Source organism: Bradyrhizobium sp. USDA 4461 (assembly GCF_054055655.1).
In genome coordinates this window covers 5,380,534-5,399,864 of the sequence record NZ_JBSRXM010000001.1, presented here as the reverse complement: position 1 = coordinate 5,399,864, position 19,331 = coordinate 5,380,534, and the positions used below count along the sequence as shown (strand labels likewise).

Sequence of the window (19,331 nt, the reverse complement as noted above, 5' to 3'; positions counted from 1 at the left end):
ATAGTCCTGCCCTATCCTCCGCAGGACGGCGCGGTCAGGCGGCATTCGATCCGAACTCGGGCACGGCATCCTGCAGCACGGCGCGGATGGTCACTCGATCGTCTCGCTCGATCGCATCCTCCAGCGCCGCGAGCCACTTGCGCAGCGTCGACATCGGCGGCTGGTTCGGCTTGGCCGCCATCACGCCGGCGACGCCGATCTCGAGCGTCGGCTCCTGGCTCGCGAACAGGATCTCGTTCAGCCGCTCGCCGGGCCGGATGCCACTGAACACGATCTCGACGTCGACGCCCGGTTGCAGGCCCGACAGGCGGATCATCCGCTCGGCGAGATCGACGATCTTCACCGGCTGGCCCATGTTCAGCACATAGACCGAGACGTCGGGCCGCGCCGGCGTCATGGCGTGCGTCGCCGCGGTGATCACGAGATCGCAGGCTTCGCGGATCGTCATGAAGTAACGAACCATGTCCGCATGGGTCACCGTGATCGGCCCGCCGGCCTCGATCTGCGCCTTGAATTTCGGCACCACCGATCCGTTGGACGCCAGCACGTTGCCGAACCGCACCGAGATCAACCGCATGTGCGGCTTGCCCTTGGCCTCGGTCATCAGGTCGTGGTCCAGCGCCTGGCAATACATCTCGGCGAAACGCTTGGTCAGGCCGAGCATCGACACCGGCTCGATCGCCTTGTCGGTCGAGATCATCACCATCGCGCTCGCGCCCGCGGCACGCGCTGCATCGGCCACGTTCACGGACCCGAAGATGTTGGTCTTGACCCCCTCGCTCCAGTCACGCTCCAGGATCGGCACATGCTTGAGCGCCGCGGCATGGAACACGATGTCGGGCTTGAACTCGCTCATCAGGCGCGTGATGCGCTCGCGATCCCGGATGTCGGCGATCCGCCCTTCGATCTCGGGCCCGCTGTCGCGCGCAGCCAGCGCCTCGGTCACCGCATAGAGCGCCGGCTCCGAGTTCTCGACCACCAGGAGGCGCGCCGCCCCGAAAGTCGCAACCCGCTCGCAGATTTCCGCGCCGATCGAGCCGCCGCCGCCGGTCACGATGACGGACTTACCCTTCACCAGCGTCTCGAGTCGCGCGTAGTCGATCTTCTGGCTTGGGCGCAGCAGCAGATCTTCGACCGCGACATTGGTGAGCCGCGGCGCGTCGCCGCCCTCCAGCGACGGCAGCCGGCTGACCATCAGGCCGAGCCGTCTGGCGCGCATCAGCACGCTTTCCGGATGCGCGTCCGGCTCAAAGGCCGAGGGTGTCATGACCACGCGCTTGATCGGCCGCTGGCGGCTCTCGAAATCGCGAATCACGGCCTCGATGTCGTCGACGCCGCCGACCACCGGAATGTTGCGGATCATCTGGCCGCGATCCGCGGCCGACGGCGACAGCACGCCGACCGGCCAGAGCCGCTTGATGGCGCCGTTCTCGATGCCGCGCAGCACGACTTCCGCATCGGCGGTGCGTCCGACCAGCAGCGCCGGCGCGGCGTTGTCGGAGCGGGCGTGCAGGCGCGTGCGCGAGTAACGGAAATAACGATAACCGAGCCGCAGCGCGCTCAGCGCGAACACCTCGAGGAAGAAGAACAGGACGATCGTGATCCGGCCGAGGAACACCGGACTGTGCGAGTTCGCTCCCTTGAAGAAGTAGACGTAGTCCAGCACGACCAGCGCCAGCGTCAGCACCGCGGCGACCCGCAGGATATTCACCGCGTCCGGCAGCGAGGTGAAACGCCATTTCGCGGTGGTCAGATTGGAGAAATAGCTGACGACAACGCTGAACAGCACGAACCAGGGCAGAATGCGCAGCAGATGCGGCAGTCGATCGGTGAGCAGGCTGCCTTCGAAACGCAGGTAGAAGCTCGCCAGCAACGCAAACGTCGTCGCCAGAGCGTCATGCGCCAGGATCAGGAAGTTGCGCAGGGTAAGTTGTGAAAGACGCGTCATCTAATGGACGGGTTGCCGGCAACTGGGAATTCGCGATGGGACATTGGCAGGCTGATAGCGTATCTGCAGGGCCCTTGCCAGCGATCACGGACGGATCGGAGGCCCGGGTTCCATATCGGCCCCCGCTCGCCCCTTCAACGCCATGCCGCCGGCAACCCCGACGCCCAGCACATACATCCAGCCTTCGTGAAAGTCGAAGATGTGTGAATTAAACAACGAACTTGAAATATTCTGCACCACGACGAGAAGTCCAATCCAATTGACGAGACCGTCGCCGCGGAACAGCACCAGGTGCAGCAGCCACATCGCGTACAGGATCGCCACACCCACAATGCCCCACTGCACGGCGACGTTCAACGTCTGATTGTGCGGGTTGCCGATCACTTCGCTTGAGGCTTCCCTCACGCCGCCGGTCGCGACGCGCTCGAACAGTCCTCGCGTCGCTCCGGTGCCGTGGCCGATGACCGGAGCCTCGGCGAAGAATCCGAGCGACTTTCGCCAGAATTCGAGCCGCAGACCGAGCGAGGTCGGCTCATTGCGCTCCATGTAGAGCTTGTAGTCGCGCTGGAACGACTCGGCCGTCCAGCGCAGTTGTGGCGATGCGTACCACGCCACCACGGACGCCGCGGCGGCCGCGCACAGGATCAGGACGATGCTGCGCCAGCGCAGATGGAGCAGCGCGAACACCGCGAACATAATCGGAACCGTCACCAACGCCGTCCGCGACACCACCACCATCGCCAAGTTGGCGAACAGGCTGAGCGCAACCGCGATCAACAGCACCGCCGGCCGGACGCGCTTGGCCCGCAGCAGCATCACGATCGGATAGGCCAGCCCGACCGCGCACAGGGTGAATTCCTGGCTCTGGTCGATGTAGTTCTTGACGAAGACGCCCTGCTCGCCCGGAGCCGGCGCCCGCAGCGCGAGATGCGGATAGGCAAGCACCAGCCAGGACATCAGCATCAACAGCGTGCAGGACACGACGAAGGCCGCGAACACCCAGGTGCCGCGGGTCGAGCGCTGGAAATGATAGAGCAGGACCGGAAGCACCAAGAGCTTCGCGGTCGGCCCGACCGCATACAATCGCGCCCCCCAGGCGGCGTCGGACCACAGCGTGCCTGTTAGCGCGAGACAGAACAGCGCGATCGGCGCCACGCAGATCGGCCGTTGCAGCAGCGCCCAGAACGCCTTCAGGTCGACCGTCGGCGCGATCGCGATCAAGAGCACGACGCCGAAGATGCCGACCAGCGAGGTCGACCACGGCAGCGACAGCGCGATCAGCACCGCGACCACGTCGGTCGTGGCCTGCCAGCGCGCCGGATCGCGCCACGCCGGGCACGCCGCGGCGCCTGCCGGGGATGCCACGCTCGCGCTCACGCCTTGCCCTCGCGGGCGCGGGCCACCAGCGAGGTCGTGCTGTGGCCGGCCAGGATCTCGACCAGCACCACCTCGCCGCCGGCGGCCTCGACGATCTCGTGGCCAACCACCTGCTCGCGGGTATAGTCGCCGCCCTTGACCAGCACGCTCGGCCGCACCTTGGTGACCAGGTTGATCGGCGTGTCCTCCTCGAAAATGGCGACGAGATCGACGGCCTCCAGCGCCGCCAGCACCTCGGCGCGGGCGCGCTCGTTCTGCACCGGACGCCCCTCGCCCTTCAGCCGCTTCACCGAGGCGTCGCTGTTCAGGCCGACGATCAGGCGGTCGCAGGCGCCGCGCGCGGCGGTCAGCACCTTGACGTGTCCGGGATGCAGGATGTCGAAACAGCCATTGGTGAAGCCGATGCGCAGATCCCGCCGGCGCCATTCCGCAAGATGCGCGTCGATGTCACCGCCGGCCGGAACGATCTTCTCCTCGGCCACCAGCGAGGCATGCGGCAGGATCCGGCGCCGCAACTCATCGGACTTGACGATCGCTGTGCCGGTCTTGCCGACTGCGACCGCGGCTGCAGCGCTCGCGATCCGCAGCGCGGCTTCCCAATCGGCACCGCCCGCCAGCGCAAGCGCCAGCGCCGCGGCAACGGTATCGCCAGCCCCGGAGACGTCGCGCACCTTGACCGGTAGCGCCGGCACATGGATCGAGCCGCCGTCCCGCGTCACCAGCGTCATGCCGCGCTCGCCCTGCGTCACCAGCATCGCCTCGCAATCGGCGAGATACATCGCGTCGGGCGCAGCCTGCGCGATGCTGTCCTGGCTGTCGGCGCGGCTGCGGGTCGCCTCGGCGAATTCCTTGCGATTCGGCGTCAGCACGGTCGCGCCGCGATAGATCGCCAGATTGGCGCTCTTGGGATCGACGATCACGCGCTTGCCAGCCTGGCGCGCGGCATCGATCACGTTGCGGATCACGCGCGCGGTGAGCACGCCCTTGGCATAGTCGGACAGCAGCACGATATCGGCACGCGCGAGGCACGGCAGGATCGCGTCGATCAGCTGCTGTTCGATCGCGGGCGCGGCCGGCGCGGCGAGCTCCCAATCGGAGCGCAGCATGTGGGTCGAGAACTGTTCGGAGACGAAGCGCACCTTGCGCGTGGTCGGACGCGCAGTGTCACGCACCAGCACGGTCTCGATCCCGGCCTCCTTCGCCAACGCCTCTGACAGCATCGTGCCGGCGGCATCCTCGCCGATCAGGCCGACGAAGATGCAGCGGCCGCCGAGCGAAGCGATATTGCGCGCGACGTTGCCGGCGCCGCCGATATTGGTCTCGCTGCGCCGAACCGCGATCACCGGTGCCGGCGCCTCCGGCGAGATCCGCGATACGTCGCCATAGACGAATTCGTCGAGCATGAGATCGCCGACGCAGAGCACGGTCTGGCCCGACATGGCACGCGAGATCGTTTCAAAATCGAACATCAGTCATCCGCTCTAGCGATAGCGATCGGCACGATCGAGAAAGCCTTTCACATAGGCCCCGACCGCGTCTTCCAACCGTGTGAAACCGCCATTGTATCCGGCGCGCGCGAGGCGATCGACGACGCTCTCGGTGAAGTACTGGTAACTGCCGCGAATCTGCTCGGGCATGTCGACATACTGGATGTTCGGCGAAAGCCCGAGCGCGCCATAGGCCGAGACGATCAGATCCTTGAAGCTGCGCGCCTGGCCGGTGCCGACGTTGAACAGGCCGGAGACCCGCGGCGTCGCGATCAGCCACATCATCACCCGCACGACGTCGTCGACATAGATGAAGTCGCGGCGCTGGTCGCCGTCGGCGATGCCCTCGCGATGCGACTTGAACAGCTGCACGACGCGGCCCGCCCGGATGTCGTCGAAGCGGCGCGCCAGCACGCTCATCATCGGGCCCTTGTGATATTCGTTGGGGCCGAACACGTTGAAGAATTTCAGCCCGGCCCATTGTGGCGGCAGCGGTTCGCGCTTCGCCACGCGCTCGGCAACCGCGAGATCGAACAGGTTCTTGCTCCAGCCATAGAGGTTCATCGGCCGCAGCCGCTTGAGCGCGTCGACCGATCCATCGTCGTCAAACCCCTGCTCGCCGTCGCCATAGGTCGCGGCCGAGGAAGCATAGATCAGCGGGGTTGCGGTCGCGGTGCACCAGTCGAGAAGACGTAGCGGTGTCCTGAAATTGGCTTCCATGACCGCATCACCATCGGTCGCGGTGGTCGACGAGATCGCGCCGAGATGGAGGATGGCATCCAGCCGACGGCCCTGCAGCCAGGCCATCAACTCGCCCGGCGGCACAAAATCGGCGATCTGGCGCTTGGCCAGGTTCCGCCACTTGCCGTCGTCCCCAAGAATGTCGCAGACCGCGACGTCGCTGCGGCCGGCGTCATTCAACGCGGCCACGACGTTCGACCCGATAAAACCGGCGCCCCCGGTTACCAGAAACATGATGAAATCCCGCCAGATTCCTTTGCCAGCCGCCAGCTTTGCCCCACTCCCGCGCCACAGGCAACGACGGCTTTACCTCTCATCGCGAACCGGTTACCGACTGGGCCGCGCCCGGTCCGGCTTTGGCCTATTTAGAAATGAATATTGATTCAATATCTGACATCGAAACACAGGACACCGAGGATACCAGACCGATCCTCGTCGTACCCTATGTTTGGATCGGCGATTTCGTGCGCGGCCACACCGTGGTCCGGGTGCTGCGCAAGCGCTGGCCCAACCGGCCGGTCGATCTGCTGACCACCCGCCAATGCGCCCCGCTGGTGGACTACATGCCCGGGGTCCGGGCCGGGATCGTGTCCGACCTGCCGCGCAGCCGGCTTGCCCTCGGCCGGCAGCGCTCGCTCGCCGCTGAACTGCGCAAGCGCAACTACGCCACCGCGCTGGTGCTGCCGCGCACCTGGAAGGCGGCGATCGCGCCAGCGTTGGCGGGGATTCCCGAGCGGATCGGCTTCTTCGGCGAGGCCCGGTTCGGCCTGATCAACGCGATGCGCTGGGGCGAAAAGCAGCAGCCGCGCTTCATCGACAAGAACGCGATCCTGGCGCTGCCTGAGGGCGCGGCCCGTCCGCCCGAATGGCCGGTGCCGCAGCTTCGGGTTCCGGCAGACGAGATCGGGCGCTGGCGGCAGGCCAACGGCCTCGGCAACGGTCCGGCCATCGCGCTCGGCCCCGGCTCGGTCGGCGTTTCGAAGCGCTGGACCTATTACCCGGAAGCCGCGCGGCTGTTCGCCGAACGCGGTTTCGAGGTCTGGGTGGTCGGCGGCCCCGGCGAGAACGCGATGGCGCAGGAGATCGTGGCGATCGGCGGCCCGCGGGTCCGCGACCTCACCGGAACCGATTTGCGCAACGGCGCGCTGGCGATGGCCGCGGCCAGCGTCGCCATCACCAACGACTCCGGGTTGATGCACATCGCGGCCGCGATCGGCACCCCGACCATGGGCATTTTCGGCCCGACCGATCCCCATCTCTGGGCTCCGCTCAATGGCCTCGCCGAGACGGTGGTGACCAAAAGCAAGCCTTCGTGCCAGCCGTGCCAGCGCACGGTCTGCACCATGAACGACCATCGCTGCATGCGCAGCATCGCGCCCGAAGAGGTCGTGGAGCTCGCGCAGCGCGTGCTGGCTCAGATCAGCGTGCGATAGACCGCAGCGATCGCGTTCGCCTCGGCATCGAGGCTGAACTTATCCACAACTCGTTGCCGCGCCCGCGCGCCCATGGCCACGGCAGATGCCGGATCACGCATCAAGGGCTCGAGCGCCGCTGTCAAGGCGTCCGCATCGCCCGGCGGAATCAGCACGCCGGTGGCGCCATCCTCGACGACGAATTCGGCGGCGCCCGCCCGCGCCGCCACCAGCGCGGCGCCCGCCGACATCGCCTCGATCAGGGTCAGGCCAAAGCCTTCGTTGCGCGAGGTGAAGGCATAGATCGTCAGCCGCTGATACCAGCGCACGACCTCCTCGATCGGCAATTCCCCCGTGACGACGATGCGCGATTGCAGCCCGGCGGCCTCGATCTTCCGCTTCAGCTCGTTGGCAAAGGCCAGTTGCTCCGGCACCACCGCGCCGACGATGATTGCGGTGAAATCGGGATAGCGCGGCAAAAGCCTGCACATCGCTTCGACAAAGACATCGCTGCCCTTCTGCGCGCGCACCCGTCCGAAGCAGCCGATCGCATAGCGCCCCGGCAATCCGCTCTCGGCAAAGGCTGCGGCCCGATCGGCCGGCGGCGCATAACGATCGGTGTCGACGCCGTGCATCACCACCGTCGCCTCGCGCTTCAGGTACGAGGCCGACAGCGGGCTGGTGGCGATGATCGCATCCATGTTGCGGATCAGCCAGCGCGTCAGCCAGGTGTGATGACGTTGCGCCGCTGACGTGAACAGCAGTTTCAGCGGCCAGCCGAGCGCGCGCAGCACGAGGCCTGCGATCATCTCGTCATTGCGACGCGCGTGCCAGATCACGGGCCGTGCGCGCCGCCACAGCCGCATCAGATCGGCAAATCCGATCGCGTCGATGCCGTCGGGGCGATGCGAGCCGAGCCAGGCCGCGCGAAACATCTTGGCAAGCTTCGGCGCGACCATGCGGTTGGTCGCGGTGACACCCGAATAGCGTCGATGCAGATTGGGCACGATGAGCTCAAGCTCGCCGGCTGCTGTGTTCTCGATCGGCACGCAAGTCTCCGTTTCGTGCCAGTTCCTATACGCAACATTAAGCATAGTGGCCAGTTCGGCCGCGGCGAAACCCCCTCTTCACCGCACTCCCGTTAGCATCGTCGGTTAAAGATATCGGGAGAGCTCTCACCATGACCGTGCTCGTGACCGGCGGTGCCGGCTATATCGGAAGTCACATGGTTCATGCGCTGGTCGATGCCGGCGAGAGCGTCGTCGTGATCGACAATCTCTCCACCGGCTTCTCCGCGTTCCTGCCCGAAGCTGTTCCGCTGTTCATCGGCGATGCCGGCGACGAGAACCTGGTCGAGGGCGTGATCGCACAGCACGGCATCGACAGCATCATCCATTTCGCCGGCTCCGTCGTGGTGCCGGACTCGATGCGCGATCCGCTGGGCTATTACCGCAACAACACCATGACGACGCGCAGCCTGCTCAATGCGGCGGTGAAGGGCGGCATCAGTCGCTTCATCTTCTCCTCGACCGCGGCGGTCTACGGCAATCCGGACCAGGTGCCGGTGCCCGAGATCGCGCCGACCCGGCCGCTGTCGCCCTATGGCTCATCGAAATTGATGACCGAGATCATGCTGCACGACGTCGCCTCCGCCCATGGCATGAGCTACGTCGTGCTGCGCTACTTCAACGTCGCCGGCGCCGACCCGAAGGGCCGTGTCGGCCTTTCCACCATCGGCGCCACCCATCTGCTCAAGATCGCGGTCGAGGCCGCGACCGGCCAGCGCGCCAAGATCGACGTGTTCGGCACCGACTATCCGACCCAGGACGGCAGCTGCGTGCGCGACTTCATCCATGTCAGCGACCTGGTCGAGGCGCATCGCTCGGCGTTGTCCTATCTGCGCGGCGGCGGGCAATCGGCCACGATGAATTGCGGCTATGGCCGCGGCTATTCCGTGCTCGAGACCATCGAGGCGGTGCGCCGGGTTTCGATGCGCAATTTCGCGGTCGCCTACGCCGGACGCCGGCCCGGCGACATCATGACCATGGTGGCCGATACGGCGCGGATCCGCTCAGTTCTCGACTGGACCCCGCGGTATGATGATCTCGAGACCATCGCGAGCCACGCGCTGGCCTGGGAGGAGAAGCTGTTCCGGGAGCGCGGCGGCGCCGCGCGACAGGCAGAATCGGCCTAAAAATCAAGCCGTTATCAAGTCGTTATTGGACTTGAAAAAGCCCCGCCAAGCGGGCAAGGAGGACCGCAACCTGACGGCCGGCGCTACCCGCCGTCAATGGAACGCGGATGGCTCAGTTTCCAAAGAAGATTACCGACGATCCCTATGGCGCGGCGATCCTGATTCGCCGCCTGGTCACGGAGCAGGGGATCATCTACTGGCGGCGCTATCTGACGGCGTTCGCCCTGATGGCTGTGGCGGCCGGCGCGACAGCCGGCGCCACCTACGTGCTCGGCCAAGTCATCAACCAAGCCTATGTCGACAAGAACATCCCCGGCATCGCGATGTTCGCCGGGATCACGGTGATCCTGCTGTTCATCAAGGGCGTGGCGACCTACGGCCACATGGTGATCCTGTCGAAGATCAGCAACGCCATCCTGGCGCGGAACCAGCGGCAATTGTTCGCCAAGCTGATGAGCGAGAGCATCGGCTTCTTCTCGCAGCGGCACTCGTCGGAGTTCCTGGCGCGGCTCACCGCCGGCGCCAAGTCGATCACCGACGTGCTCAACATGCTGGTCAATGCGATCGGCCGCGACTTCCTGATGCTGATCAGCATGGTCGCGGTCATGGTCTGGCAGGACCCGCTGATGTCGTTCATCGGACTCGTCGCGGTGCCGCCGGCGATGCTGGTGCTGCGCAAGCTGGTGAAGCGGATCAAGGGCCTTGCCTATAACCAGTTCACCGGCACCGCCGACATCATGGAGACGATGCAGGAATCGCTGCAGGGCATCCGCACCGTGAAGGCGTTCACGCTGGAAGATGCCATGCAGCAGCGTATCGACGAGAACATCGCGATCGTCGAGCGCAACGCCAACAAGATGGCGCATGTCGCCAACCGCTCCAACCCGCTGATGGAGATGCTCGGCGGCTTCGCGGTCGCCGGCTGTCTGATGTATGGCGGCTACAGCGTGGTGGCGCTCGGTTCGACGCCGGGCCAGTTCTTCACCTTCCTGACCGCCTTCCTGATGGCGACCGAGCCGGCCAAGCGGCTGGCGCGGCTCAATATCGATCTCAACAGCCAGCTGGTCGGCGCGCGCATGCTGCTCGAGGTGGTCGACAGCCCGGCAAGCGAGCAAGCCGACGACGACAAGCCGGCGCTGAAACTGTCCGACGCGCGGATCGAGCTGCGCGATGTCGGCTTCGCCTACCGGCCGAGCGAGCCGGTGCTGAACCACATGAGCTTCACAGCCGAGCCCGGCAAGGTCACCGCATTGGTCGGCCCCTCCGGCGGCGGCAAGTCGACGGTGCTCGCACTGCTGCTGCGCTTCTACGAGACGCGCGAGGGCGAGATCCTGATCGACGGCCAGTCGATCCTGTCGGTCTCGCGCAAGTCGCTGCGCCAGCAGACCGCCTATGTCGGCCAGGACGTCTATCTGTTCCGCGACACCATCCGCGCCAACATCGCCTTCGGCAAGCAGGGCGCCACCGAGGCCGAGATCATCGACGCCGCCAAGGCGGCCTGCGCGCACGACTTCATCATGAGCTTCCCGCTCGGCTACGATACGCCGGTCGGCGAGCACGGCACGCAGCTGTCCGGCGGCCAGCGCCAGCGCATCGCGGTCGCCCGCGCGCTGATCAAGAACGCGCCGATCATCCTGCTAGACGAGGCCACCGCCGCGCTCGACTCGGAATCCGAGAAGCAGGTGCAGGAGGCGATCGAGCATCTCTGCCAGGGCCGCACCACGATCGTGATCGCGCACCGCCTGCACACCATCATGCATGCCGATGCGATCCTGGTGGTCGAGGGGGGCACGATCGTCGAGCGCGGGCGGCATGAGGAGCTGCTGCGCCGCGGCGGCCGCTACGCCTCGTTCTTCCGCCTGCAGCACCATCACGACCCGTCGCCGCTGGCACTGGCGCCGATCAGCGCCACCGGCTGAGGCTCATTGCCTGTCGTCCTTGGCGACAAGGCCTGCGCGCAGCACGCGCAGGACGTTGCCGCCCATCACCTTGCGGACGTCGTCATCGGAGAATCCGCGCGACATCAGCGCCTGGGTGACGGCGACGATCCCGCCGGCATCAAAGCCCGTGGTGGTCGAGCCGTCGAAATCCGAGCCGAGGCCGACATGGTCGATCCCGACCAGGTCGCGGACATGGGCGATCGCCTTAGCGACATTGCTCGGATCGAGCGAGCACACCGCCCCTTGCCAGAAACCGATGCCGACCACACCGCCGGTACGCGCAATGCCCCTGACTTCGTCGTCGGTGAGATTGCGGTTGATCTTGCAGGTCGCCTGAACACCGCCATGGCTTGACACAACCGGTCGTGTTGCCATCGCCAGCACGTCGGCAACCGCCGCGTGGCTGGCATGGGCGAGGTCGACGATCATGCCGATCGCCTCCATCCGCTGCACCACCCGGCGGCCGAGCGGCGTCAGGCCGCCCTTGGCGACGCCATGCATCGAGCCCGCGACATCATTGTCGAAGAAATGCGCGAGGCCGGCCATCCTGAAGCCGGCGGCGTAGAGTACGTCGAGATTCTCGATCTTGCCCTCGAGATCATGCAAGCCCTCGATCGACAGCATGCCGCCGACCACCGTCGCGCCGCTGGTGCGGTCGGCAAGCAGGCGATCGATATCGGCCGGTGTCCTGATCACGCGAAGCCGCCCGGCCGACTGCTCGGCGAAGCCTTGCAGTTTCTCGGCATGCCACAGCGAGCGCTGCAGCAGCGAGAACCAGGTCCGCGGCGGTTGCAGATCGATGATCGCGAGGTTCGTGATCGTGTCGCTGTCGCCGCCATTGGCGTCGTAGTTCTGGCCCTTCGGCGACTTGGTCACCGACGAGAACACTTGCAGTGCGTAATGCCCCTCGATCAGGCGGGGCAGGTCGATATGGCCGCGGTCGGATCGCGCGAGCAGGTCGCGCTTCCACAACAGGCTATCGGCATGCATGTCCGCCACATCGAGGCTCGCCTGCAGGGCCTGTGCGGCGGGCGCGATGTCCACGGCCACGTGCTGGACCTTGTTCTGCCCGCGGTCGATCCGTTCCGGGGTGATCACAAAGAAACGGACGGCGGCGGCGACCAGGACCGCTGCGACCAGCGCAACGCCGAGGGAAAGCCATTTCCGCATCGGCATCACCGCCGGCCAGCGATGGGCACACCCGGCGGAAAGCTCGCCTCACATCTGCGTCTGGTGCAGCCGCAGCCCCTAGCCCCCAGCGCCGTAACCGCGTAAACACGGCCCGCGCTGCCTCCTTCAACCCTTCGGGACCCGTTCATGAACGCCGCTTCCACCGTCATTCCGCTTCCCCCGCAGCCCTCGCTTCCCGTTGTCGGCGAATCCGGCACCTATCCGGTCCGCCGCATCTGGTGCGTCGGACGCAACTATCTCGAGCATATCAGGGAGATGGGCAATGACGAGCGCGCGCCGCCGTTCTTCTTCGGCAAGCATGCCGACATGCTGGTGCCTGATGGTGCGACGATCCCCTATCCGCCGCTGACCAAGGACCTGCATCACGAGGTCGAGCTGGTCGTGGCGATGAAGAGCGGCGGGCTGAACATTCCCGCCGACAAGGCGCTCGAGCATGTCTACGGCTATGCGGTCGGCATCGACCTGACCCGCCGCGACCTGCAGATCGCCTCGCGCAAGAAGGAGCGGCCCTGGGAGGTCGGCAAGTCGTTCGACTATTCGGCGCCCTGCTCCGCGATCCAGCCGGCTTCCAAGATCGGTCACCCGACCGCGGGCAAGATCTGGCTCACCGTCAACGGCAAGGAAGCCCAGAAGGGCGACCTCACCGAATTGATCTGGAACGTGCCTGAGATCATCTGGCAGCTGTCGCAGCAGGTGAAGCTCGCCGCCGGCGACCTCATCATGACCGGCACGCCCGCGGGCGTCTCGCAGCTGCAGGTCGGCGACAAGCTCGAATGCGGCGTCGACGGCGTCGGCAAGCTCACTGTGACGATCGGCAAGCCGGAATAGACCCCGGATTCGCCTCATCATCAGGCTGCGGCCCCGAACCTGGTTCGGGGCCGTTTGCTTTTTCAGAATTGCTCATGGCCGGGATGATTGGGGTCGCCCAAATATCCGCCGCCTCCGCTGCCACCGGCACTGTCGCCGCTATAACCACTTCCGAGGCCCGGCGACGGATCGATCGGCTGACGATGCGGGCCGCCCGAGCCGCCCGGGGGCAGTTTCGCGCCCACATTCTTCGGCGGCGCCATGGGAAGTCTGCCCGCCTGCGCGGAGTTCAGCGCGGTCACGCCGAACGCGACAACGGCAACGAAGGCAAGAAGCGAATTGCGTGTCATGCGACGTCTCCTTGAACTCGGGCCGGGCACCATGCACCAGCTCCGACGCCGCAGTCGTCACACGATCGCATCAGCCTGGCTGTGAGGCGGGTCACGCTCAATCCCGGCCCCTTCCCGACGCCCTTGTATCGTCCCGGAAACCCCGGACCAAAGGTCCGGGGCTTTGCGCGGCGTGTACTCAGCGCATCGTGCCGGGCATGCAGGGCGGTTCGGTGAAGGGCGCGGTTGCGAACGAGCCGACGTTCGGCGCCCGCACGCAATCGGTGGTCTTGCTGCTGACCGGTGTCGTCGCCTGAGCATGGGCGCGCCGCGCCGCAGCATTGCTGCCGGCGGCGGACGCCTGAGCCGAATACGCAGCTGCCGCAACCAGAGCAACCGTCACGAGGGTCAATTTGGTCATTGGGTTTCTCCGCAATGGGTGAAGCCGACCAAGCTCGGCTCCTGTGACTAGGGAGCGTCATCGCCCTATCATTATTTCATCACGTGCGATCACCGAACCGAGAGCGCTTCATCACGCGCATCGAGCGGGAATATCGGAACGACAGAGGCACTCCATTTCATCAGGGCCGCCTGCAAGCGCGGCGATGACGGTATGGAGATTCTCATGAGCAATTGTCGGCGGCTTGGCAGGCAGGTTGGCCTGGCCGCAATCCTGTCTGCGACAATGGCGACAGCTTGCTTCGCACAGGTATCGGTGCAGGAGCCTAGCGCCTACGCATCAAACGAGACGGCGACGCGGCCATGGTCGGCGCCGGTCGGCCATCGCCAGCCGCGCGCCGCCGACATCCCCGCGGCAGCGGCGTCGCAGCAGACCATCGATCAGGAAGACGCGATCGTCGATCGGAAGATCAGAGGCATCTGCCGCGGCTGCTAGCTTCTAATGCTTTGCTGTGGCCTGCGACGCTGCCGACCCGAGATGCGTCTTCTCGTACTCGAGCCACAGCTCGAGCAGCGCCATGAACGCGACTACCGCACCCGCCGCAATGGCAAAATGCATCGCGCGGGTGTGGGTGAAGCCGAGCAGCCAGGGCGAGACGATCAGCCAGCATCCGACGACCAGGTTGATCCATTCCTCCCAGATTGAGAACGCTGCGATCGCCGCCAGCGACATGATCGCGATCGCGGCGCCACTGATCCTGAGATCGATCGCGGCCGTCGGGTTGGCGTGTGCGAACAGCCACGGCGCAGCGAGCAGGAAGATCGCCGCGACGAGGTTGTAGAGATCGAGTGCCGATTCCTTGCGCCATTTCACCATCGTCTTCTCCCTTGCTGTCTCGAACTCACCGCCGGTGCGCGGCTGCGGCATTGATGTCCTTGCCGGTGTAGTCGGTCATCAGCGCGGTCGCGACCAGCGTGATGACGGCGCAGAGCGCGACATAGATCGCGATTGCGGTTGCCGAATGATAGCTGCCGAACAGCCAGGCCGCGATCAGCGGCGCCGGTCCGCCGGCGATGACAGATGCGAGCTGGTAACCGAGCGAGGCGCCGCTGTAACGCAGCCGTCCGGTGAAGCTCTCGGCGATCAGGGCGGCCTGCGGCCCGTACATCATGTCGTGCGGGATCAGCGACAACACGATCGCAAGGAAGATGATCGCCGCCGATCCGGTGTTGAGCATTGCGAAATAGATGAAGCCGAAAATTCCGGTCACGACCGCGCCGATCATGTACATGTTCTTGCGGCCGATCTGGTCGGACAGGTGCCCGAACACCGGGATCGAGACGAACGACAGCACCGAGGCCGAGAGCACGGCGGTCAGCAGGAAGTCGCGCGACACGTGCAGCGTGCCGATGCCGTAGGAAAACACGAAAGCGGTGAAGATATAGAACGGCGCCTGTTCGGCCATCCGCGCGAAGGCGGACAGCAGGATCTCCTTTGGATGATCGCGGATGACGGTCAGCATCGGTGTGCGGTCGAGCTGGCGCTCGGCCAGCAGCTTGCTGAACACGGGCGTTTCCAGAATGCCGAGCCGGATATAGAGACCGACTCCGACCAGAACGATGCTGAGCGCGAACGGAATGCGCCAGCCCCAGGCCAGGAACTGCTCGCCCGACATCTGGCTGAACGCCAGCACGGCAAGGTTGGCGAGGAACAGCCCGCAGGGCACGCCGAACTGCGGCCATGACGCGACCAGGCCGCGGGAGCGATCATTGCGCGCCCACTCCATCGACATCAGCACCGAGCCGCCCCATTCGCCACCGACGCCGACGCCCTGGATGAAGCGCAGCACGGTGAGGATCACCGCGCCCCAGATGCCGATGCTGGAATAGGTCGGCACCAATGCGACCGCAGCGGTCGCAAGGCCCATCAGCAGCAGCGTCGCGATCAGGGTCGACTTGCGGCCGATGCGGTCGCCATAATGCCCGAAGATCGCGGCGCCGATCGGGCGCGCGACGAAGCCGACCGCATAGATCGCGAATGCCTCCAGCGTACCGACCCAGGGGTCGGAATGCGGAAAGAACAGTTTTGCGAACACCAGGCCGGTGACGGTGCTGTAGAGGAAGAAGTCATACCACTCGATCGCGGTCCCGACCGTGGAGGCGATCACCGCACGGCGCAGCTGGAGCTGGTGTTCGGATGGCGTGAGCTGGCTGGCGTCGAGGCCAATTGATGGGCCAAATATTGCCATGGGGGCGTCTCCCTTGGACAAGCCCCCGGATGAATTTTTGACCGTTTGGGTCGTTTGAACGCAAACGATACGGCGGACCGGAAGTTCCAACTGAAGGGAACGCAACGGCTAAAACTTTAGTCGAGCCATTGCCGGATAAGGCGTCGAGGCGAGCATTTGCCGCGCGGCCACAAAGTTTTCCAAATTCGAACCTACGCGAAAAACGGGGTGACGAAGATGGCTCGCATGCGTTCATTCTCGATCGGAGTCTTGCTGCTGGTGCTGTCGGCGACCAGTCCTGCCGCGGGCCAGATCCCGGATCTCAGGACCGGCGGTTCGGTCCCGACATTGGCGCCCCTGGTCCGCCAGATCACCCCGGCCGTCGTCAACATCTCCGTGCACGGCCGGATTCGCGAGGACAACCCGCTCTACCGTGACCCGGTCTTCCGTGAGTTCTTCGACATCCCGAAGCAGATCGAGAAGGAGGTCAACGCCACCGGGTCGGGTGTGATCGTCGACGCGCAGCGCGGCTATGTGCTGACAAACAATCATGTGGTCGAAGGCACCTCGGTCGTCCAGATCACGACCAAGGACGGCCGTCAGTTCTCCGCCAAGGTGGTCGGGCGCGACCCGCCGACCGATGTCGCCGTATTGCGGATCCAGGATCCTGGCGGACTCAAGGCGCTGCCGCTCGGCGATAGCGACGCACTGGAGGTCGGCGACTTCGTACTCGCGATCGGCAATCCGTTCGGCCTCGGCCAGACCGTGACCTCGGGCCTCGTCAGCGCGCTGGGGCGCACCGGGCTAGGCAAGCAGGGGTATGAGGATTTCATCCAGACCGATGCAGCGATCAATCCCGGCAATTCCGGCGGCGCGCTGGTCAATTTGCGCGGCGAGCTGATCGGCATCAACTCGGCGATCATCTCGCCGGCCGGTGGCAATGTCGGAATCGGATTTGCGATCCCGGTCAACATGGCACGGCGCGTGATGGAGCAGATCATCGCCACGGGACGGGTCGAGCGTGGCCGGATTGGAGTTGCGCTGCGGGACCTCCATCCGTCCAGCAACAGGGGCCGCACCGAAGGCGCCGTGATCGCCGAAATCGCGGCGGATTCGCCGGCAGAGCGGGCCGGATTGCGCAAAGGCGACGTCATCACCATGGCCGACGACCGCCCGATCCGCACCGCGGCGCAGCTCCGCAATCTAATCGGCCTCGCCCGCATCGGCCAGGAGGTGAAGTTCACACTGCTGCGCGACGGTGCCACCGGCAGCGCGGTCGTGAAGGTGGCGCCGCCGCTGGAGCAAAGCGGCACGCTGACCAGCGGGAATTGGCTTCGCTAACGCCTGATGCGAATAGGTTGAGCAGGAGCGGCGTCGAAGGTTCACCGCTCCCTTTGGACACGCGGATTTCTGAGCCGACGCATATCGCGCCAATACGCGACGGATGGCGCTACTCGTCAGCCCGCCACGCTGCGCCGATGCGGTACGTAGCGCGGGGTCCAGACCTTGGCCTGGATGCGGGCTTCGACCTGGTCGATCGGAATATCCTTGGCGAGCCCTTCCTTGTGCGCCTGCAACGCCACCGCGAGCGCAACGGTCTGTGAGACTTCGCGCAGCGCGCTGACCGGCGGCAGCAGATTGTGCTTCGGGTTGTTGCGCGCCGGCGAGGCGCTGGCCAATGCCTTGGCGGCCGCCATGAACATCCCGTCGCTGACCCGGCTGGCGCCCACCGCGAGCGCGCCGACGCCAACGCCCGGGAAGATGTAGGAGTTGTTGGTCTGGTCGACCTTGAAGCGCACGCCGTCGCGCATGATCGGCGGGAACGGGCTGCCGACGCCGATCAGCGCCCGCCCCTCGGTCCAGGCTTCGATGTCGGAAGGCGTTGCCTCCTCGCGCGACGTCGGATTGGACAGCGGGAAGATCACCGGCCGCTTGTTGCACTCGGCCATCGCGCGCACGATCGGCTCGGAGAACGCGCCGGCCTGGCCGGAGACGCCGATCAGGACCGTCGGCTTGGCGTTGCGCACGACGTCGAGCAGCGCGATCTTGTCGGGATGGCTGAGCTGCCAGCCGGCGATCGCCTCCTTGTTTTGGACGAACGGCAGCTGGAACGGCGCGAGCCCGCTCATGCCTTCGAGCAGCAGCCCGTCGCGGTCGACCATGAAGAAGCGTTTTGCGGCCTCGCTCTCCGACAGCCCGGCATCAATCATCGCGGCACGGATCAGGCTGGCGATGCCGCAGCCGGCCGAGCCGGCGCCAAGCACGGCGACGCGCTGCTCGGTCAGCGGCACACCGGTGACGTTGATCGCGGAAAGCAAGGCGCCGGTCGCCACCGCCGCGGTGCCCTGGATGTCGTCGTTGAAGGTGAGGAGCCGGTCGCGATAGCGCTCGAGCATGCGCGTCGCGTTGTTCTTGGCGAAATCCTCCCACTGCAACAGCACGCGCGGCCAGCGCTTGATCACGGCCGAGACGAATGCCTCTATGAAGTCATCATATTGCTGGCCGCGGACGCGCTCGTTGCGCCAGCCGATATAAAGCGGATCGGCCAGGCAGTCCGGATTGTCGGTGCCGACATCGAGCATGATCGGCAGCGTCGTCGCCGGATGCAGGCCGCCGCAGCCGGTATAGAGTGCGAGCTTGCCGATCGGGATGCCCATGCCGCCGGCGCCCTGGTCGCCGAGGCCGAGAATCCGCTCGCCGTCGGTGACGACGATCGCCTCGACGTGATCGAAGCGCGGATGGGCGAAAATGCGGTCGATCCGGTGCTGGTGAGGAATGCTGAGGAACAGCCCGCGCGGCTTGCGAAACAGCCGGCTGAATTTTTGGCAGCCCTCGCCGACGGTCGGCGTGTAGACGATCGGCAGCAGCTCTTCCAAGTTGCCGACCAGGAGCGCGTAGAACAGCGTCTCGTTGGTGTCCTGCAATTCACGCAGAAAGGCATAACGCTCGATGTCGGTCTCGTAGCCGCGCAACGCCTCGAGACGGCGCGAGACCTGCTCGTCCAGCGTCAGGATGTTGGGCGGCAGCAGGCCATGCAGGTCGAATGCCTCGCGCTCGGCCTCGGAAAACGCCGTGCCCTTGTTCAACTGCGGGTCGGCGAGCAGCTCATAGCCGCTCAGCGCGGTGGTGGCGAAATCTGCAGTGGACTCGGACATGACAAGGCCTTTCGCTACGGAGGTCAGCGGCACTGTAGCACTTCGACGCCAGCGACCGGAACCCGAACCCCGGCTCGCCAGCTCTTGTCAAGCCATGAGGCCGCGCCGGTTGCCTCGCAGCCA

Annotated in this window: 17 protein-coding genes; 6 read left to right on the top strand and 11 right to left on the bottom strand. The window is 65.7% G+C overall.

Annotated elements, in window-relative coordinates; genetic code table 11:
• Window positions 1-34: 34 nt before the first annotated feature.
• The 4 genes from ACVINW_RS24985 to rfaD all read right to left on the bottom strand — a co-directional run bounded on the left by ACVINW_RS24985 (window position 35) and on the right by rfaD (window position 5,787).
• Window positions 35-1,948 carry an SDR family NAD(P)-dependent oxidoreductase gene (locus ACVINW_RS24985; protein ID WP_456753765.1) on the bottom strand — a complete coding sequence of 638 codons (1,914 nt, stop codon included), beginning with the start codon at window positions 1,946-1,948 and terminating at the stop codon, window positions 35-37.
• 84 nt (window positions 1,949-2,032) lie between these two features.
• A complete protein-coding gene (locus ACVINW_RS24980) occupies window positions 2,033-3,313 on the bottom strand; it encodes an O-antigen ligase family protein (protein ID WP_456753764.1) in 1,281 nt (426 codons plus the stop codon).
• Between the two features lie 8 nt (window positions 3,314-3,321).
• Window positions 3,322-4,794: a D-glycero-beta-D-manno-heptose-7-phosphate kinase gene (gene rfaE1, locus ACVINW_RS24975; RefSeq protein ID WP_456753763.1), complete on the bottom strand. Its 1,473-nt coding sequence runs from the start codon at window positions 4,792-4,794 to the stop codon at window positions 3,322-3,324.
• 12 nt (window positions 4,795-4,806) lie between these two features.
• Window positions 4,807-5,787, bottom strand: a complete 981-nt coding sequence (gene rfaD / locus ACVINW_RS24970) for an ADP-glyceromanno-heptose 6-epimerase (RefSeq protein ID WP_456753762.1) — start codon at window positions 5,785-5,787, stop codon at window positions 4,807-4,809.
• A 137-nt stretch (window positions 5,788-5,924) separates the two neighbouring features.
• On the opposite strand from rfaD, the gene waaF reads away from it, so the two are divergent.
• Window positions 5,925-6,986 carry a lipopolysaccharide heptosyltransferase II gene (waaF, locus tag ACVINW_RS24965; protein WP_456753761.1) on the top strand — a complete coding sequence of 354 codons (1,062 nt, stop codon included), beginning with the start codon at window positions 5,925-5,927 and terminating at the stop codon, window positions 6,984-6,986.
• Here waaF and ACVINW_RS24960 read toward each other — a convergent pair.
• The gene (locus ACVINW_RS24960; protein WP_456753760.1) at window positions 6,968-8,014 is read right to left on the bottom strand and encodes a glycosyltransferase family 4 protein; all 1,047 of its coding nucleotides are present in this window, start codon (window positions 8,012-8,014) and stop codon (window positions 6,968-6,970) included. The genes waaF and ACVINW_RS24960 overlap by 19 nt on opposite strands.
• Before the next feature lie 131 nt (window positions 8,015-8,145).
• Here ACVINW_RS24960 and galE point away from each other — a divergent pair, with 131 nt between their 5' ends.
• Both galE and ACVINW_RS24950 read left to right on the top strand, forming a co-directional pair.
• Entirely contained in the window at window positions 8,146-9,159 is a 1,014-nt protein-coding gene (gene galE / locus ACVINW_RS24955; protein ID WP_456753759.1) for a UDP-glucose 4-epimerase GalE, read from the top strand.
• Between the two features lie 107 nt (window positions 9,160-9,266).
• Window positions 9,267-11,078 (top strand): ABC transporter ATP-binding protein, encoded by a 1,812-nt coding sequence (locus ACVINW_RS24950; protein ID WP_456753758.1) that lies wholly within the window; start codon window positions 9,267-9,269, stop codon window positions 11,076-11,078.
• 3 nt (window positions 11,079-11,081) lie between these two features.
• On the opposite strand, the gene ACVINW_RS24945 is transcribed toward ACVINW_RS24950, so the two are convergent.
• The gene (locus tag ACVINW_RS24945; RefSeq protein WP_456753757.1) at window positions 11,082-12,269 is read right to left on the bottom strand and encodes a dipeptidase; all 1,188 of its coding nucleotides are present in this window, start codon (window positions 12,267-12,269) and stop codon (window positions 11,082-11,084) included.
• Between the two features lie 147 nt (window positions 12,270-12,416).
• Here ACVINW_RS24945 and ACVINW_RS24940 point away from each other — a divergent pair, with 147 nt between their 5' ends.
• Window positions 12,417-13,118, top strand: coding sequence for a fumarylacetoacetate hydrolase family protein (locus ACVINW_RS24940; protein ID WP_456753756.1), 702 nt, complete (start codon window positions 12,417-12,419; stop codon window positions 13,116-13,118).
• A gap of 62 nt (window positions 13,119-13,180) precedes the next feature.
• On the opposite strand, the gene ACVINW_RS24935 is transcribed toward ACVINW_RS24940, so the two are convergent.
• The gene (locus ACVINW_RS24935) at window positions 13,181-13,447 is read right to left on the bottom strand and encodes a hypothetical protein (RefSeq protein WP_456753755.1); all 267 of its coding nucleotides are present in this window, start codon (window positions 13,445-13,447) and stop codon (window positions 13,181-13,183) included.
• A 178-nt stretch (window positions 13,448-13,625) separates the two neighbouring features.
• The gene (locus tag ACVINW_RS24930) at window positions 13,626-13,847 is read right to left on the bottom strand and encodes a hypothetical protein (RefSeq protein WP_456753754.1); all 222 of its coding nucleotides are present in this window, start codon (window positions 13,845-13,847) and stop codon (window positions 13,626-13,628) included.
• Window positions 13,848-14,141: 294 nt separating this feature from the next.
• Here ACVINW_RS24930 and ACVINW_RS24925 point away from each other — a divergent pair, with 294 nt between their 5' ends.
• On the top strand, window positions 14,142-14,321 hold the full coding sequence (locus ACVINW_RS24925; protein ID WP_456753753.1) for a hypothetical protein: 180 nt from the start codon (window positions 14,142-14,144) through the stop codon (window positions 14,319-14,321).
• A 3-nt stretch (window positions 14,322-14,324) separates the two neighbouring features.
• Here the strand turns inward: ACVINW_RS24925 and ACVINW_RS24920 are convergent, their stop codons facing one another.
• Together ACVINW_RS24920 and ACVINW_RS24915 are read right to left on the bottom strand one after the other, a co-directional pair.
• Window positions 14,325-14,753 carry an SPW repeat protein gene (locus ACVINW_RS24920; RefSeq protein WP_456753752.1) on the bottom strand — a complete coding sequence of 143 codons (429 nt, stop codon included), beginning with the start codon at window positions 14,751-14,753 and terminating at the stop codon, window positions 14,325-14,327.
• Window positions 14,728-16,074, bottom strand: coding sequence for an MFS transporter (locus ACVINW_RS24915; RefSeq protein WP_456753751.1), 1,347 nt, complete (start codon window positions 16,072-16,074; stop codon window positions 14,728-14,730). Before ACVINW_RS24915 ends, ACVINW_RS24920 begins: the two co-directional genes overlap by 26 nt.
• 216 nt (window positions 16,075-16,290) lie before the next feature.
• On the opposite strand from ACVINW_RS24915, the gene ACVINW_RS24910 reads away from it, so the two are divergent.
• The gene (locus ACVINW_RS24910) at window positions 16,291-17,394 is read left to right on the top strand and encodes a trypsin-like peptidase domain-containing protein (RefSeq protein WP_456753750.1); all 1,104 of its coding nucleotides are present in this window, start codon (window positions 16,291-16,293) and stop codon (window positions 17,392-17,394) included.
• 116 nt (window positions 17,395-17,510) lie between these two features.
• Here the strand turns inward: ACVINW_RS24910 and ACVINW_RS24905 are convergent, their stop codons facing one another.
• Window positions 17,511-19,208 (bottom strand): NAD-dependent malic enzyme, encoded by a 1,698-nt coding sequence (locus tag ACVINW_RS24905; RefSeq protein ID WP_456753749.1) that lies wholly within the window; start codon window positions 19,206-19,208, stop codon window positions 17,511-17,513.
• Window positions 19,209-19,331: the final 123 nt, after the last annotated feature.